The sequence below is a fragment of the Catellatospora sichuanensis genome, from assembly GCF_007483665.1.
GTDB lineage: Bacteria > Actinomycetota > Actinomycetes > Mycobacteriales > Micromonosporaceae > Catellatospora > Catellatospora sichuanensis.
Genome location: NZ_VIQO01000001.1, coordinates 12703 through 28419 on the forward strand (window position 1 = coordinate 12703; position 15717 = coordinate 28419).

The 15717-nt window shown below is 59.6% G+C and carries 21 protein-coding genes and 1 tRNA gene; 13 read left to right on the forward strand and 9 right to left on the reverse strand.

Going from position 1 to position 15717, the window contains the following annotated elements:
* Positions 1-12: 12 nt before the first annotated feature.
* The 6 genes from FLL47_RS14910 to FLL47_RS14935 all read right to left on the reverse strand — a co-directional run bounded on the left by FLL47_RS14910 (position 13) and on the right by FLL47_RS14935 (position 6577).
* A complete protein-coding gene (locus FLL47_RS14910) occupies positions 13-441 on the reverse strand; it encodes a hypothetical protein (RefSeq protein ID WP_144121127.1) in 429 nt (142 codons plus the stop codon).
* Positions 438-1259, reverse strand: a complete 822-nt coding sequence (locus FLL47_RS14915) for a hypothetical protein (RefSeq protein ID WP_144121128.1) — start codon at positions 1257-1259, stop codon at positions 438-440. The genes FLL47_RS14910 and FLL47_RS14915 overlap by 4 nt, the downstream gene beginning before the upstream one ends.
* Before the next feature lie 259 nt (positions 1260-1518).
* Entirely contained in the window at positions 1519-2739 is a 1221-nt protein-coding gene (locus FLL47_RS14920) for a phage major capsid protein (protein ID WP_186315743.1), read from the reverse strand.
* A gap of 87 nt (positions 2740-2826) precedes the next feature.
* Complete coding sequence (locus tag FLL47_RS14925) at positions 2827-3438, reverse strand: HK97 family phage prohead protease (RefSeq protein ID WP_186315744.1); 612 nt, start codon at positions 3436-3438, stop codon at positions 2827-2829.
* Positions 3422-4678 (reverse strand): phage portal protein, encoded by a 1257-nt coding sequence (locus tag FLL47_RS14930; RefSeq protein ID WP_144121131.1) that lies wholly within the window; start codon positions 4676-4678, stop codon positions 3422-3424. Before FLL47_RS14930 ends, FLL47_RS14925 begins: the two co-directional genes overlap by 17 nt.
* Positions 4679-4831: 153 nt before the next feature.
* Positions 4832-6577, reverse strand: coding sequence for a terminase large subunit (locus FLL47_RS14935; RefSeq protein ID WP_144121132.1), 1746 nt, complete (start codon positions 6575-6577; stop codon positions 4832-4834).
* A gap of 97 nt (positions 6578-6674) precedes the next feature.
* On the opposite strand from FLL47_RS14935, the gene FLL47_RS14940 reads away from it, so the two are divergent.
* Entirely contained in the window at positions 6675-7259 is a 585-nt protein-coding gene (locus tag FLL47_RS14940) for a DUF2637 domain-containing protein (RefSeq protein WP_144121133.1), read from the forward strand.
* A gap of 143 nt (positions 7260-7402) precedes the next feature.
* Here the strand turns inward: FLL47_RS14940 and FLL47_RS14945 are convergent.
* From FLL47_RS14945 to FLL47_RS45170, 3 genes are all read right to left on the reverse strand, one after another.
* Positions 7403-7475 (reverse strand) — tRNA-Phe (locus tag FLL47_RS14945).
* A gap of 82 nt (positions 7476-7557) precedes the next feature.
* Positions 7558-7986 carry a phage terminase small subunit P27 family gene (locus tag FLL47_RS14950; protein WP_186315745.1) on the reverse strand — a complete coding sequence of 143 codons (429 nt, stop codon included), beginning with the start codon at positions 7984-7986 and terminating at the stop codon, positions 7558-7560.
* Positions 7987-8226: 240 nt separating this feature from the next.
* Entirely contained in the window at positions 8227-8490 is a 264-nt protein-coding gene (locus tag FLL47_RS45170; RefSeq protein WP_144121135.1) for an HNH endonuclease, read from the reverse strand.
* Between the two features lie 585 nt (positions 8491-9075).
* Here FLL47_RS45170 and FLL47_RS14960 point away from each other — a divergent pair.
* The 12 genes from FLL47_RS14960 to FLL47_RS45190 all read left to right on the forward strand — a co-directional run bounded on the left by FLL47_RS14960 (position 9076) and on the right by FLL47_RS45190 (position 15694).
* Complete coding sequence (locus FLL47_RS14960) at positions 9076-9273, forward strand: hypothetical protein (protein WP_144121136.1); 198 nt, start codon at positions 9076-9078, stop codon at positions 9271-9273.
* A 147-nt stretch (positions 9274-9420) separates the two neighbouring features.
* Complete coding sequence (locus FLL47_RS42935; protein ID WP_186315746.1) at positions 9421-9576, forward strand: hypothetical protein; 156 nt, start codon at positions 9421-9423, stop codon at positions 9574-9576.
* A 252-nt stretch (positions 9577-9828) separates the two neighbouring features.
* Positions 9829-10467, forward strand: a complete 639-nt coding sequence (locus FLL47_RS14965; RefSeq protein WP_144121137.1) for a hypothetical protein — start codon at positions 9829-9831, stop codon at positions 10465-10467.
* A gap of 215 nt (positions 10468-10682) precedes the next feature.
* Positions 10683-10949: an FDXHR family putative zinc-binding protein gene (locus FLL47_RS45175; RefSeq protein WP_425457709.1), complete on the forward strand. Its 267-nt coding sequence runs from the start codon at positions 10683-10685 to the stop codon at positions 10947-10949.
* A 488-nt stretch (positions 10950-11437) separates the two neighbouring features.
* Complete coding sequence (locus FLL47_RS14970) at positions 11438-11890, forward strand: helix-turn-helix domain-containing protein (protein ID WP_144121138.1); 453 nt, start codon at positions 11438-11440, stop codon at positions 11888-11890.
* Between the two features lie 198 nt (positions 11891-12088).
* Entirely contained in the window at positions 12089-12472 is a 384-nt protein-coding gene (locus tag FLL47_RS45180) for a WhiB family transcriptional regulator (protein WP_144121139.1), read from the forward strand.
* A gap of 46 nt (positions 12473-12518) precedes the next feature.
* On the forward strand, positions 12519-12878 hold the full coding sequence (locus FLL47_RS14980) for a hypothetical protein (RefSeq protein WP_144121140.1): 360 nt from the start codon (positions 12519-12521) through the stop codon (positions 12876-12878).
* 114 nt (positions 12879-12992) lie between these two features.
* A complete protein-coding gene (locus FLL47_RS45185) occupies positions 12993-13775 on the forward strand; it encodes a PD-(D/E)XK nuclease family protein (protein ID WP_425457710.1) in 783 nt (260 codons plus the stop codon).
* A gap of 12 nt (positions 13776-13787) precedes the next feature.
* The gene (locus tag FLL47_RS45360; protein ID WP_484051821.1) at positions 13788-14207 is read left to right on the forward strand and encodes a hypothetical protein; all 420 of its coding nucleotides are present in this window, start codon (positions 13788-13790) and stop codon (positions 14205-14207) included.
* A 90-nt stretch (positions 14208-14297) separates the two neighbouring features.
* The gene (locus FLL47_RS14990; protein WP_186315747.1) at positions 14298-15107 is read left to right on the forward strand and encodes a DnaB-like helicase C-terminal domain-containing protein; all 810 of its coding nucleotides are present in this window, start codon (positions 14298-14300) and stop codon (positions 15105-15107) included.
* A complete protein-coding gene (locus FLL47_RS14995) occupies positions 15100-15282 on the forward strand; it encodes a hypothetical protein (RefSeq protein WP_144121143.1) in 183 nt (60 codons plus the stop codon). The genes FLL47_RS14990 and FLL47_RS14995 overlap by 8 nt, the downstream gene beginning before the upstream one ends.
* Before the next feature lie 43 nt (positions 15283-15325).
* Positions 15326-15694, forward strand: a complete 369-nt coding sequence (locus FLL47_RS45190; protein WP_425457712.1) for an endonuclease domain-containing protein — start codon at positions 15326-15328, stop codon at positions 15692-15694.
* The last annotated feature ends 23 nt before the right edge of the window (positions 15695-15717 follow it).

The following is a 15717-nucleotide window of genomic DNA, read 5'->3' on the forward strand; positions in this document are numbered from 1 at the left end:
CCGTGTAAACGACTACGGCCGACACGTTGCGGTCACCACCGTTTCAAATTGCGCCTCATACAGGGCCGGATCAACCGGCCAAGAGTTCATGCGCTTAGGGGTAAAGATGGATGTGATAGCCAACCCGGACATGCCAGGGTTGGCGGCTAGCTCCGCCTCAAAGTCGGAAGCCATAGCCGTCACGTAGTTCTCAACCTCTTCCGGGGTACCGCCCGTAATCTGAGCCGAGAAACCCACCGTGATGGAGAACGTCTCCTCACGGGAACGGTTCGTGACCCAACGGATTTCGTCCCACGTGATCTCACCGACGAAAGTCCACTTCCGCTCCACCGAGCGGACCGGATAGCCGTAGGACACCTGCAACTTGTCTGCCGATGTCATCGGCATATCCGTCAGGAGATCCCGGAGGAAGCTTTTGACAGCGGGGGCCCTGGTGGTCATCCGAGGCTCACCGACTCAGCGAGGCTGAACGTGTAATCGCTCAGGGCCTTGTCAACGTCCGGGATGCCTGTCTGAGAACCCCGAACACCGGGAGTGCTCAGCGTGTACGTGCCACCCTCGGAAGGCTGGAAACTGGTTGCCCTGTCCGGGATTCCGGACCTCGAAGCCACCAGGTGGCTACGGGCCCGCAGCAGAGCGGCCCTGTGGATGTCGTCAGGAACGGCCTTGAATCCGTACGACACGTCAAGCCAGTAGACGCCACACGGCAGGGTGTCGAAGCCGACCAGTCCGCCCAGCTCGTCCACCGACACGGACGCGGTTACGTCTGCGCCGGCCACATCCACAACGTTCGCCACGGCGTACGCGTCCCACAGGCCCGGCCAGATCCACGACTCCCCGGAGCTGCCTACCGGCATCCTCCGCGTGCGGGGCGTGAAGCTACGGCCGGTGATGGACTCAAACTCCCGCTCAGTGATCTCCCGTGCACGTCGAACGTCAGCGGTGGAGTGTCTGTCGGGGGTCAGATCCTCATCTGACTTGCGGAGTTCGGGGATGGTGAACAGGTAGCCGCCCACAACCTCAAGCACGGTGGCGTCAATTACTCCGTCACCCGTCCACAGGGCCGTGTAAACGCCCTGAGGGAGGGCCGGAACGGAAACCGTGTAAACGCTGCCTGCCTTGGAAGCGGGCCCCTCAAACGCGGGGGTTGTGGCACCCTGCCGCATAACCGACACGGTCACGGTGTCAGGCGTTAGCTCTGACTCGTCATCTAGGAAGGTGTGGGTCAGCGCTAGGGCCCGGCCAGTCAGGAAGCGCACGGTTACGCCTCCTTACGCGGGCGGCCCGGTCCGCGCGTCTCGCGACGCTCAGCCGGAGCCTCAGCAACAGCCTCCGCGTAGCCATCCTGAATCAGACTGAAAGCGAGGCCCTTGTCTAGCTCCACTACGTCACCGCGCAGAAGAACCCGGTAAGCCGTGTAACCGGGGACGGTACGGGTAATTCTGATCTTCACTTCAAACCTCCATTAAGTTGTGCGTCAGGCAAAAAGAAAGGGGCCCCCGGAGGGGCCCCGATCAATTAGGCAGTGACAGTCAGGCACTTAACAGAGTTGGTGTCGAACAGATCACCGCTACCGCGCCAGTTCACCTTGAACGCAATAACGTCACGGTCAAAGCCGTACTCATCGCTACGGGTAACCTTCAGGCTCTTAACCTGACGGATCAGGTACTTAGACGGGTCGCCGAACGCGGCAACCTTCGCACCCGCACCCACGGTAAGGATGTTCGGGTCAGTCAGAACGGGCTTGCCCCACAGGGTGTCCGGCATACCGGCCTGAACGCTCGGGTTCCACACGTACTGGCCATCGGTGCCCTTGAGCTTCCGCAGAATCGGGTTAGCCGAATCGTTGAACATGTAGACGCCGTTACGGCGGTACGGGGCCTTCAGGCCAAACTGGAGATCCAGCAGGTTGTCAAAGGTCAGCGCACCCGCAAAGTTGGCGTAGTTGTTCTGAGCGGTAGCGCGAGTGATCCAACCCCACGGCTTAGTGGTACCCGCACCAACCAGCAGGTCAGCCACGATGGCATCCGCCAGGGCCTCACCCGCATCCTCAGCGAGAATCGACAGGATCGGAAGCTCCGAGTCATCGACGATTTCCTGCGTAGCCTCGGTGATAACACCGTACTTGTACGCGCCGATGTTCGTCTTCGACCAAGCGGTGTTGGCCTTGCTGTACGCGGTGTTCTCAGTCACCGGGCCAAACGAACCCGACTCAAGCTGAACCGGAGCAGTAGCCGGGTTGAGCGCGTTCTTAACCGGCCACTCCATCGTCTCACCACCGGAGGTGGTCAGAAGACGCGCGTAGCTGAAGAATGCCGAACGCTCACGCATAGCCTCAAGAACCTGAGCAACAAACGTGGTCTGCTTAGTGTTGCTCGCCGCGCCAGTGCCACCCACCGACTGAGCGGTACGAAGGTCAAAGTCAACCTCCTTGACCTCACCGCGCGCCAGGGCCCGCAGCTCCGCAGCCTCATCACGAGCCGAACCGCGCTGCTCACCGGAACCGCCGGCCAGCTTCGCCATCCGCTCATTGATGGCCCGAGTCTCAACCTCAGACTCAGCCGCGCGAACGTGGCCGTCCGCCTCCTTGGCCAGAGCATCGATATCCGCATCGATAGCCGAGATGCGCGAACGCTTCTCCTCATCGGTGAAGACCTTATCCTCAAGAACGCGCTTGCGCTCCTCGAAAGCACGTGCGCGCTTCTCCAGCGCGACAGTTGCCGCAGCCTTGAAATCCACTAGGGAATTCCTCCTTGTGTTAAGCCCGGAAATGGGCATGAAAAAAGGGCCCTTGCCCCGATCGGGGAGGGCCCTGCTCTACCGGGCTTAGCCGCGTAGAAGGTGAAGCGCCACAGCGTTAGGCAGTGGCGGAGGGTCAGGAATCCAAAGGGCGCGCTTCTCAGGCACGAGAGTTGCCGCGTGCGCCAGGGCGCGCGTACTCACCTTGGACTCGCTGGTGAGGTATGCCGGGTAAGTCACCGGGGATACGTCAAACAGTGCGAGGGACCGAACGGCCCTCAGCGGAAAGTCATCCTCGTCAAGGCTCCAGTCCTCATCAAGGGCCCGGAAACCAAACGAAGACTGAGACACGTCCCCGCGTTCCATCGAGATAATCAGGTCACGCACATACGACTGACGCTCATCGGCGTCAATCTCGTACGCAAGCCCTTCCGAGTCCTCCGACAGGCGGAGGGTGCCCGCACGATTCCGACCGAGGATCAGGTTTGCGTCATGGTTGACCAGCGCGCGAACGTCGTCACGCTCAATGGCTTCCTTGCCGGCACCCTCAAGGATTGTCTCCTTGAAGCCACCGAGGTTTTGAGAGCGCGCCCGGAACCGGTACGCGTAACCCTCAATAACCACCTTGCCGTCTCCGGCGGACCTAACCTCAAACTCGGTAGGAAGAGTGCGACGCTCAATCTCACTCGTCAGCGTCATTCTCCTTCTCCTCATCCGCCGGAGGTTCCTCCTCCGACTCAGGTGGAGCCTCAACAGGCTTAGCCGCCTGTGGCTCCTTTCCAATCTCAGACACGTTCATCGGGCGAACGTGCGCCTTACCCTTGCCACCCGGAATCGGTTCCATGTCCTCAAGGGCCCGGACCTCATCGAGCGACATGATGCCGTTATTGACAGCGATCACGTAGCTTTGGAAGCGCTCATACGTCTTGGCCCGCAGTAGGGCGTTAACGTTGAACTTGATGTACTGGCCGTTAGGCAGCAGAGCGGAGAACGCCTGCTCTAGCCGGACAAGCCACGGCACCAAAGTGTGCTGAATGAAGAAAGTATTTTGTTCCTCGACACCCGTTCCCCAAGAGGATTGGACCGTGGGGTCAATCATGTGAGGGGGGACGCGGTAGAGATTCGCAATCTCTAGCTTCTGAAAGCGTCGAGTCTCAAGAAACTGTGCCTGCTCCGGGGTGATGCTGATGGACTTCCAAGAAGCGCCACCGGTCAGGATGCCCACAGCGTGACTGTTGATGATGCCCGCGTGAGACTTCTTGAGCATCTTCGCCAGGATGGCAACTTCACCGGGCTTGGGATTGCCCGGATGCTCAACGACACCCGCCATGGTGGTTCCCTGTGAGAAGAACCTTGCGCCGAACTCCTCCGCTGCCAGGGCAAGCCCAATCGCTTCCTTAGCGTGATCAATCACGGAGATACCCCGACGCTTCCCCGGAACGGTGAAGGCCGGAATGTGGAGCATTTCCTTAGGCGTGAAGTCCTTACCGCCCATGCGGTAAATCGGCGTAGCGGAGTCTTCGTCCACCTCAACCAACTTGGGGTCAACCGCCCACACGGAGACGATCGTTCCCGCATCGTTGCGTCCGAGGGCGATGAACGCATTACCGTCCTCACCAAGGAGACTGATCATCACCTTGTGCCAGAACGCATACGGCGTCTCAAACGGGTTCGGCGCGGCCAACCAGGCCGGGCCATCTACCGGCAGCCTCCGGCCCTTGGCCTTCATCTTCCGGAACGCATCCACCGGGAGGCTTGCCACACCATCGGCAATCAGGCTTTGGCTCGCCCACACGGCAACCAGCGTCCGGGCCCGGTTCGGGTTCACGGTCACTCCGGCAGCGCTCTTGCTGCCACCGTTCCACTCAACGTCACGGGCCCAATCTCCGGCCGTGCCGGACAAAGCCGCTCGCGTCTCAAATCGTTTAAACAGACTCATTCGTCAATCGCCCATCCGATAGCCGCCAGGAAACCGCCGGCCACGAACAGGCCAAGCCACGGGGCAAGTACGAAAGCGCCAGACGCGAACACCGCCAGGCCCGAAACTTGGAGGGCATTAGCCCGGTGAGACTTCACAGTGCGCGACAAGGCCTTAGTCATCGTCTGCGTTCCACGCTTCAAGGAACTCCGCAAGTGCTTGCTGTTCTTCATCGGTGATGCCCTCCTCCCCGAGGGTGCGAATTTGGTTGAAGTCAATGAAGTTGACTTCAGGGTCCTCCTCCATTGGGATGGAGGCCACAAAGAGCGCGGTAACCAACGCGGCTATGCCGTCGATTTTCTCGCCGCTCTTTTTCTTGCTCGGCTTCATCAAGCCGTCTCCGGTGACTTCCAACTCAACGTTGTCCGCCATCCACCGGAGGACCGGATGACCGCCGTGGAACATCTGCCGCTCAGCAAGCCCGGACTCAAGGGCCTTGCATGGGTCGTTCAGTCTCGGGGCAGTCTGAGGCACCTTTACGGTTGGTTGCCCTCTGTCCTCGATAAGACTGATTAGGTGCGTCGCGTTCCAAGGGTCATAGCCGATCATCCGGATACGGAATGTCTCGGCGTCCGTCCCGATGTGCTCAAGGATCACGGAATAATCCGTGACCACACCTTCCGTGACAGTGATGAAGCCTTCCCGCTCCCAATGGGCCATGCGGTCAGCCATGTTCGATCGCATCTCAACCGCCGGACGTGGCACGAAGAAATGCGGCAACACCGTGAAACCGCCTGCCTCCGGATCATGGGGTGATCCGGGGAACAACAGCAGCCATGCTGTGAAGTCCTGAGTTGATGCAAGGTCCAGGGCCCCGAAAGCTAGACGGCCCTTGAGCGCATCGCGTGTAAACGCAAGCGTCCCGTTGGCATCCCAAACCTCCATGTCCAACCAGCGCTCCGCTTGGGATGTCCACTGGTTGAGGCGGAAGACTCGGAAGCTCTGGAGCGTCTGTGGCCGGGACTCTGCCTCCCGCAGCTCCGCGCGCATCGTCTCGATGGAGAAGAAGTCGCCAAGGCCGGGGGCCACGTAATACCAGCCGGTCCCCTTAGGGAACTCGGGGCAAGGCGGAACGCCTTCATCCCGGAAGTCCCAATCAGTGGGGAGGTTCCGAGCGAACACAAACCGGTTAGGGTCAATCCACGGCTTGTCTTGGACCTGAACCGAATGCTCGTGCTCCGCAAGCGCGAACGCGGCAGACGTGTACGCGGCAGTAGTCGCCGCAATCATGAGCGGCTGGACACGCGTACCGAAACTCTGGCGCATCGCATCCCACAGGTGCCTGTCTCGCTGAGTCAGAACCTCATCAAAGAGAACGGCACTGGCGTTCACGCCGAGTGCGCCGGCCGCGTCACCGGGCAACACCTGATAGAAAGAGTTCGTCTTGGCGTACACCAGGCGTTTCTTTGAGTCGATGATTTCGACCCAACCCCGGAGGCGGGGCGACAGCTCAACGATCCGCTTCGCGACGTTGAACACCAGCGAGGCCTGATCGCGGTCAGCCGCTACGCCGTAAACCTCAGCAGATTCCTCGCCATCGGCCACCAGGTGGTAAAGCCCGAGTGCCGAGAGAAGCTGAGACTTGCCTTGCTTACGGGCCATCTCAAGCCACGCGATGGAGTATTGCCGCCGGTACGCGCCTAGCTGTGTGTCCCACTGCATATGGCCATACAGGGGCCGGATGATTTCGTTCTTCTGCCAGTCCGTCAGGAGGAACGGCTTACCCGCAAACCTGCCCTTGGTGTGTACGCAGAAAGTTTCGATAAAGCGGATGACCCGCTCAGCTTTGCTTTCGTCGTACCTGAACAGGCGAGACTCAGGCTCGAAATCGATAAACGGCGAGATGGGGAGATCCCCCATAGGGGTTCCCCCTTCTTTGGGTTTGACAAGCTTACAAATGAGAGGTTAGAGTGTCAGAGTCAGCAAGAGAGCACAGCGTTTAAACGAGGGGTTCACAGTGGCTCAGGTCATCGCTCCGAGCAAGACCACCTTCTACACGATCAAGGGCCTTGTCCTGGCAGAAGCCATCGGTTGCTTTTACTTCTCTTACGGTCACATCCGTGAGGTGGTCATGGCGACCGGGGCAGATGAGCAGTTCTCCGCCGCGTTCCCGTTGATGCTTGACGGCCTGGCCGTACTTGGCTTCATCGGTCGGACCTCCGCCGCGTTCGATGCGGCAGGCAAGAAGGCCGGAACGTGGATCATGGTTTTGGTGGGCATCGTGTCGTTCATCTGCAACGTGCTGTCCGGCGAGACGCGCGGTCAGCAGATGTTCGGGGCCCTCACCGTGCTGTTGTTCGTCGGTGCCGAGTGGTTCGCGTCCAAGCTCAAGCTTGCCCCGGTTGTGGTCATCCCGGACCCGGAGCCTGAGGTTGAGGAGACTGAGGAGGAGGAGAGCAAGTCTCCGCTCAAGGGCAAGGAGTGGACCCCGGAGATGAAGGCCAAGGCTGCGGAGACTCGGATGCGCAACCGCTACCTCAAGGCCTCCCCCACGGAGAAGCGCGAGCTTGCGCGCCAGGGCCTCAAGCCCGCTGACCTCTGAACCGTTTAAACCCAAGGGGCCCCCAACCGGGGGCCCCTCTTCTTGTCTAAGGGGCGGGAGGGAATCGAACCCTCGGGAGAGTGAACTCCGACCAAGCTACGCGCTCAGTCCGCTGTGCCAACGTCACGTACGGCCCCTGATTGCTGGCCCCGAGGGGATCGAACCCCCGACCCTCCCCACTTCACGGGGACGCTCTACCACCTGAGCTAGGGACCAAAGCCTTAGGGCAGGGTGGCCGTGGGAGATCCATCCCGCTTGACGGGGATCTCATACCGGCAAGGTGCCACCCCGCCACAAGCTACAGAGCGGCTAGATGCCGCTCAATGTCGTCTCCGTCATCGGCCTTCGTCATCCCGAGGTTGATTCTGTCCCGAGGCGTGAAGCCGAACTTTGACCCGTACGTCATCATGATCTTTGACGCGTCGTTCATGACCTGAGCGGCAGGGTTCCTTACGTAGCCTCCGTCACGTCCCAGCACTAGGGGCCCGTGCTCGTCCATGGCCCTCCGGGCCTGATCGAACATCCCCCACGCTGAGCAGTAGACGACTAGGGCCGCGTGGTCAACCTTCTCCACGTGGCCGGCGGATGCCAGGAACGCTGTGATACGACACCACTCGGCGTAAGCCTCGCCCCGGAGGTCAGCCGGAGGGGCAGGGACACCCGTAGCAGACTTCCGAGTCTCGCCAAGACTCGAATCCTTGGAGGGGTTGCCCTGAATCAACTTCAATTCGACAGGCTTTCTATCCCTTGGCATCTAATCCCCTCCAATCCGTTTAAACCTTGCATGACTTTAAGTCGAATGCCCACAACTCTTAGTGAATCCCGGCCACTCATGCGCAGCTAAAGGCGTGGGTCCAGTAAAGTTGTCGGGGAAGGTTTTTACCCTCCCCTCCCCCGTGGGGCCAGGCATACTAGGTGTGTCTGAGCAGGCAAAATAAATAAAGGTAATTATTTCCTGTGTGTTCACCTAGCGTGGCCGGTTGCCACGTCTACTGTTACAACTCTTATGTGCTGGCCTTAGGTTGGACAGCTTGTTAGATCCCCCTCTTGATAGGGGGATTATATGGTCTGCTGTATCAGATCCATATCTATTACATAACCAACACAGTGTGTTAGTTCTTAGTAGCAGAATCCTATTCTGCTGATACTCATAGTCATACCCTCTCTGAGTAGCACTCAGAGCGTGATCTCTCTTGGGCCTGTGTCGAGGACACCTGTTGCCTTGGCCCATAGGGATTAGGGTTCTACAGACTGAACAAGTATTGAAGCTCACTACAGGGCCCCCCTCTAGGGGGCCTTCTGTAACTACCCCTATATAGGGCCCTCTTCAGGAGGGCCCTTCTATGAGGCCCCTTCAGGGGCCTCTAAGTAGTAGTTAACTAGGGGAACCCTTGAGGGGTTCCCTGTAGTAGTAGTTAACTACAGTGTAGGGCCTTCTGTTGGAAGGCCCCTAAGCTCGGTCGGTCGGTCGGGTCGGTCAAGGGTTAACCTTGCCCTCCCCTCCCTCCCTTATATACCGGGTTTAAACCCGGACGGCTAAACCCAACTTTCACGAACTTTTTTAAAAAATCTTGAGCAGAGGCCGTTTTGGCTGCTCAGGCAGCCTTCCGGGTTTTCCAACACCTTGGGGTAAGGTTTTCTCAGCAGGGCAGCAACGGCCCCCCTCGGAGGGGGCCTTTTCTTCCCCCGGAAGCTTAGATCTGTAACGTTGGAGGAGTGTTGAGCTTGTCCCCGGAGAAGCTAGCCAAGGTGGCTAGGGAGTGCGCCAAGGCTGCCTACGTCGATTTTGACCCTGACGAGTTTGAGGCTATGGAGGATGACTGTCGTGGATGACTTTCCTGAAGATGATGCCTACTCCGCCGGATACCAGGATGGCCGGAGGGACATGCTCCGTTTGGTGCTGGCACTTGCTGAGGCTCACATCAAGGAGATGCGCCGTAGGGGTTGGATCAACATGGTTGCCGGGGCTAAGCGTCTGGTGACCGTTCTGAGAAACGAGCTTGAGGCCAAGTGAGCTATGAACTGATTGCCAGGCTTGCCCGGCAGGTGCAAGACCAGGTTGTTCGGGACTTCATGAACTCCACATCGAGAGAGCGGCGTGAAGCCGCTTACGTGGTTTCGGTGGCGTTCGATGAGTTCGCTAAGAGGTTGGAGAAGCTGAGTGACCCCCGCTGAGGCTGCCAAGGCCATTTCTGACAGCCTGTTCCTTGAATGCTCCATCACACCGACCGATGACCCCGACTGGCGAGTTAACTTCCGGATTGCTGAGGCTTTCCGTCAGTTCGCCGAGATGCTTAAGGAGAACACCAGTGTTTGAGGCCCTGTCGCTGCTGGCCCCGTTTGCCGGCCACGAGATGCACCCTGCCGCTGTGAAGGCTGTTACCGCCACCAACGCCAAGTCTGGCGAGTCTGCCGCTCTAGCTCACGCTCAGCGCATCGCCGTTGAGTTTGAGGAGGTTGTTCTGAGGTCCGCTCTTGCTTAATGCTGCACTGATCCTCACATTTGTAATCACAGAGTTAGGGCCCCTCGGGGCCCTGCTCTACCTACAGGAGTTCAGGAGGTGGACGAATGTACTCCGTAACTCTTGAAGCTCCGGGCCTCGCTAAGGCCCTGGCGAACGCCCTGTACTTCATCCCTGCCGCTTCCAAGATTCAGGTTGCCCTGATTGAGTTTGCGGCTACCTACGTCATGACTGCCGGAACGGACAGCTACGTTGCCGGTACTGACCAGGTGAAGACTGCCAACTCTTCCGGGCTTGAGCCTGAGGACTTCAAGACTGTCCTTGTCACCAAGAAGGACCTTGATGCCCTTGAGAAGGCCGCTCGGGCGGCTAAGAAGGGCGTTGTAACACTCACCGTGGATGGGGAGGTTTTGACCCTTGAGACGGGAGAGGGCGAGCCTGTTACGGCTTCCCTGGCAGTCAATGAGCGTGCCCTAGCTCTGTATGACTCCATCGCTCAGATTGTCATCGAGACGGAGTTTAAACGGCCTGCGGCGATCCCCGGTGTCTCGTGCATCGATCCGGCCAAGTTCTCACCGTTCGCCAAGGTGAAGACGGACAAGACAGAGCGCATGGCGGACATCTACCAGACCGAGGGCGACAAGGGCCCTTGGCTAATCAAAATCGGCCCCACCTTCAAGGGCCTCCTCATGCCAATCAACCGGGATATTCACCGTTCCAACGTGGGGCCTGAGGGCCTGTGGTAGCGGCAACGGCCTGAGGCCGGCGGCTAGGAGGTTTTGCCGAGCTTCCGCCACCGCTACGTGGTCCAGGGCCCGTCTTGCGGACCGGGCCCGTACGACAACCACCCGTTTTTGCGGTTCCGAGGTGGTCACCCGATACGCACTCACCCCTTCAGGCTAGGAGCTGCCCCGTGCGCTTGAATCTCGTTTCTGCCCCCAAGTACCCCGATGGCCGCCCGATGGGCACCCGGTGTCCTCCTGGTGGAGGTTGCCGGACCCCTCGGGGTCAGGAGGCGCACTGCACTGTCTGCCACAACTCGTTTAGCGGCGTGACCTACTTTGACGATCACCGACAGGAGGGTTACTGCCTCAGCCCGGTCACACGGGGCCTGATCCGTCAGGATGACCTGTGGGCTTCCCCGGAGGGTCATGAGCAGCGGAGGGCTTCCGCTGAGCGGATGGCTAAGGCTCGTGCCGGTAGGGGCAAGAAGGATGAAGACGTGTGAACGAAGAGGGCCCCCGGTGGGGGCCCTCTCTTACTGTCCGGGTTTCCAGTCGAACGCCTCCACCCGGTGAGCGGTGTTCACTACCGCTGTAGGGGTCGCCCCGTTCGGCTCAGGGGTTCCGAGGTTGAACAGCTCGTCAATCGGCCCCCTGTCGTCTCGGCACAGGTGGAAGACCCGAGTGTCACCACCGATGGCGATCGTGACAGGCGTCTCAAGAGCCTTCTTGCCGCACACGACACACTTCACAGATTGCCTCCTACGGGCCCGGAGGCCGGTCAAACGTGGACACCAGGGTACAGGTCACCCGGACATCCGTCACCACTCCGTAAGACCTTACCGGCAGGTACGCTGACCAGCGCGGATATGACCTGTGGCGGTTCCGTGACACCCTGAGTCATACTTAAGTTGCTGAAGCTTCAGACGTCTGGTTAAATAGGAGCATCGCAAACATAAGCTTCCGTCAACTGCCATCAATTTAAGGTTGCGTTATGCCTGCTCCCAGGCTTCTCCCCGACAACGATGTACTTGTGAACTTGCGCCGGCAAGGCTGGACCTACGCGGACATTGCGGCTCAGTACGGCGTATCTACCTCAGCTGTGTACCTGAGGCTCCGGAACGCGAACGCCACGGCTGAGCGTCCGTCGTACAAAGCCATGATCCCGTGGACCGTGAAGCGTGCCCACACGTACGCCTTCCCGGTTCAGATGCTCCGGCTACTGGCCCGCAAGGAGAAGGGCGAGACTCTGAGCCCGGTCCGTGAGCGGATGCTGACCAAGTGGCTACGTGAAATTGAGGGAGCCAACGTGGTGGTTGCGTACGACCCCGAGTGTCCACCCAACCCGGCCTCCCCCATCTCTGGTGGCTTCTACTACGCCCCGAGGGCCGACTCAGACGGGAAATCGATCGTCAGGCCTCCATCGGTGGACAGTAGGAAGCGCTGACCAGCGAAAAGGGTTTCCCCTGGTGGGAGGCCCTTTTTTCATGCCCCCAACCGTCCTACCTGCACGGTTAGCACAAGTGTTCTTGCGGACACCAACACTTGATGCTATGGTTTGTAACGTCAGCAAGTGAGGGGCCACCCGGAAGGGGGGCCTTACATTTACGGGCCAAGCTCGTATTTGTAACCTTAGGGAGAGCGCGTGTCGTACATCTGTGCTAAAAATCCTGACCTCTGGTTCTCCGAGGTTCAGGAGGAGATTGAATTGGCTAAAGATGGGTGCCTTGACTGCCCTCTGTCCGTTTACACGGCTTGCCGTGAGCGCGGATGGGAGGAGGAGCATGGGGTGTTCGGTGGACTCTCTTCCGCCGATCGACGGAAGCTGAACCCCAAGCGGACGAACTCCCTGGTCAGGCGTAATGTGGCTGAAGCTTCAACTGTTGATAAGACACTTAAGAGTGCTAAGGTCACGCGTGCCCTTGACCTGCTCAGCAAGGGTTTGAACTCGACTGAGGTAGCGGCGACAGTTGGCGTACCGCCTGCAACGGTCCGTTGGTGGCTGATGCGCCACCAGGCCGTCAACTGACAACCCCCCGTCCACTCAGCCGCGTACAGAAGGAACGATAAGCACAATGACTAGTGCGCCGTGGGTAGTCGTCGGGGGCCCGGCCGAGATTGTCAAGACCTTTGACACCCTTGAGGGGTTGGAGGACTTGCAAGTGATGTATGACCTTCCGGAGATTTGCTCCGTGGCCCGTTACATCTTCAAGGATGGGCGGGTCGGGTATGAGGCGTTCTTCACGATGAACGCTGACGTTGAGGACTACGCCACCACCATGATGATCCTCGGGGGTTCCCGGCAGATTCACATGGAGCTGTGGAACCTCTCGCCCGGTGGCGTGATGCAGTATCGAACCATTTGGATTGAAGACGCTCCCTTACCCGAGTGGAACGGGATGCAGCTCCCCGACGTGATCGGTTTCGATTTCTGACGGGTTGATGGACAGGGGCCTACGGGCCCCTTTTCCAACACTTCAAGCTAAGATTTGTAACATACAGAAGGGGGCCAGTTGGAGACGACACACGGGCCACCGCTTCACCGGAGCGTGTCCCAGTGGAGCACGTTCACCAAGTGCGGTGAGCAGTTCCGATTAGAGAAGGTCGCTAGGGCCCCTCAGAGGCCCGCTGCCTGGTTTGCGCAAGGAATCGCGTTCCACAGTGCGGCTGAGCTTTGGGAGCTATCAGAGAGGGAGTCAAGCCCGGATGACGTAGTGGACTACTACACGGCCGAGTATGACCGCCTCATTGATGAGGGGAAGGCAAAAGAGCCTGACCTAGCCCGATGGCTCACCGGGGGCCGGACACGAGCCGATGACGATATCTCCCGGAGACGGGAGCGCGGAGCAGACCAGGTGCGTACGTACATGACTTACGCACTCGGGGCCCCGGAGAAGTGTTGGACGTTTCAGGGTGACCCTGCCGTTGAGGTGGAGTTTGAGCTTGACCTAGACGGCATCAAGGTAATCGGGTTTATCGACAACCTTCCCGTTTGGCCCGATGGACGGGTAACCGTCCGAGATTGGAAGACCGGGAGTAAGCGTCCCGAGTGGGAGTTTCAGCTAGGCGTGTACGCCTTGGCTGTGGAAGAACTGACCGGCTACCGGCCACGTTGGGGCGATTTTTGGATGGCCAAGGATGGCCGCCCGGATAAGCCCGTGGACCTCAGCGTGTTTACACGCGACAGGGTCACCCGGTGGTTTAAGAACGCTGACACTGCTATCCGCCTTGGCCTGTTCAACCCGAATCCTGGCGACGCTTGCCGTACATGTGGCGTCTCGGACTTTTGTCAGGCACTCGGCGCGCGAGCGAACGAATACCCACCTAACTAAGGAGGTCAGAACTTGTCTGACTATCAAGAGGGCATCACCGTCACCATCAAGGCCCACGGAGGCCACGATGCGCCCTGGTTCGTGATCCACGCGAAGGATGCCGCTTCCGCCTGTGACATGGTTCAGGCCGTTGAGGCTACGGGCCTCCCGGCCATTGTCGGGAGTGTCACTCAGACCATCCGGGCCATCGACACCCTGTCTCAGTCGTTCCCCGGTATCCGCCCAGCGGGTCACCCGGACAACGGCGGAGCTGCCTCCCCTCCGGCCACGCCGCCGGCCAACACCCCTCCGGGTTCCACGGCCCCCATCTGCCCTCACGGCACGAAGGTCTACAAGACCGGTGACAAGCGGGACGGTTCCAAGTGGAAGGCGTGGATGTGTCCTGCTCCCAAGGGTGATGAGTCCCAGTGCCCTCCGGCGTGGATCAAGTAACACCCTCGGCTCTTTAGCAGGGCCGGAAGCTCTTATTTGTAACCTCCCCCGGCACCGATGACCGGGGGAGCTATGGGGAGGAGACAAGACTTGCTTACCCTCACCAGGGCCAAGCACACGAAAGGCGCGGCAGGGGAACCGATTCCTACGGTTTTCCAGACGCTAGCGGCTGAGAGCGTTCATGTCCGGCGGGGTCAGTTCACACTGATTGCCGCTGCCCCCGGTGTGGGTAAGTCGGTGTTTGCTCTCAGCCTCGTTTTGAAGGCTGAGGTGCCATCGTTCTACTTCTCGGCGGACACTGACGCTTTCACGATGTACCTCCGTGCCGGAGCCATGTTCACCGGTTACCGGACGGTTGACATTGAGCACGCGGTGGAGCACAAGAACACTCAGCAGATTGACGCTCTGCTAGAGAAGAAGTCTCACTGTCGCTTTGACTTCTCGGGGTCGATTGAAATCGACATGCTAGAGGAGGAGTTGAAGGCTTACGCCGCCACCTATGGTGAGTGGCCCCACGTGATCGTTATCGACAACCTCTCCAACATGAGGCTTGACGATGCCCCCGAGGGATACCAAGCACTTGAGGCAGCGTGTGACTACTTGCACGAGTTGGCCCGTGAAACGGGCGCGGCTGTTATCGCCCTCCACCACGTGACCGGAACCTTTGATGACGGAATCACGGCCGTGCCACTCAGTGGCCTCCGGGGCAAAGTCTCGAAGGTTCCCGAGATGGTGTTGACGCTCCACCGGGATGCGTCCGTGGGCACCGATGAGATGGGAACCATGTACGTAACTCCGGTCAAGAACCGAACCGGGAAGGCTGACCCCTCCGGGAGTTGGTCACTCCCCCTCAAGTACGCCCCGCCCACAATGACATTGGAGGACCGCGTTCATGCCTAAGGTTAAGAAGAATGAGATCGTGCTCCGGCTGACGCCGGAGGAGGCTAAGGCCCTGTACTTCTCTATCAACACGGACTTTGAGCACATGGAGCGATTCGCGCCAACTCACGAGGTTGACGAGTATTGCGCTCTCGCTGAGAGCGTGGAGGAGCTTCTTGGGACGGTAGTTGACTGACCGGAAGTGCGTTGTCTGTGGCGCGGCCCTCACTGGCCGGCGGTTGTCCTACTGCGGCCCGGCCTGCCAGAAGGTCAACGCTCGTGCGGCGTGGGTCCTCCGGACGTACGGCATCACCCTTGCGCAGTATGAGCAGATCATCGCGTATCAGGGTGGTGTCTGCGGATGCTGTGGGAAGCCGTTTAAACAGGGTCAGACACCGCACATCGATCACGAGCACGGAGGGCACGTCAGGGGCGTAGTTCACGCCTACTGCAACACCCGCTTAATCGGCCGCCTCAAAGACGCTGCGCTTGCACAGCGGCTAGCTGACTACCTGACTAACCCTCCGGCGGTTGGGGCCCTTGGCGGTTACGTAGTGGCCCCCGGACGGCCCCCCAAGAAGAGGCGGACCCGCCGCAGACGCGGCTGATTCTCCAACACTTGAAGCTAAGA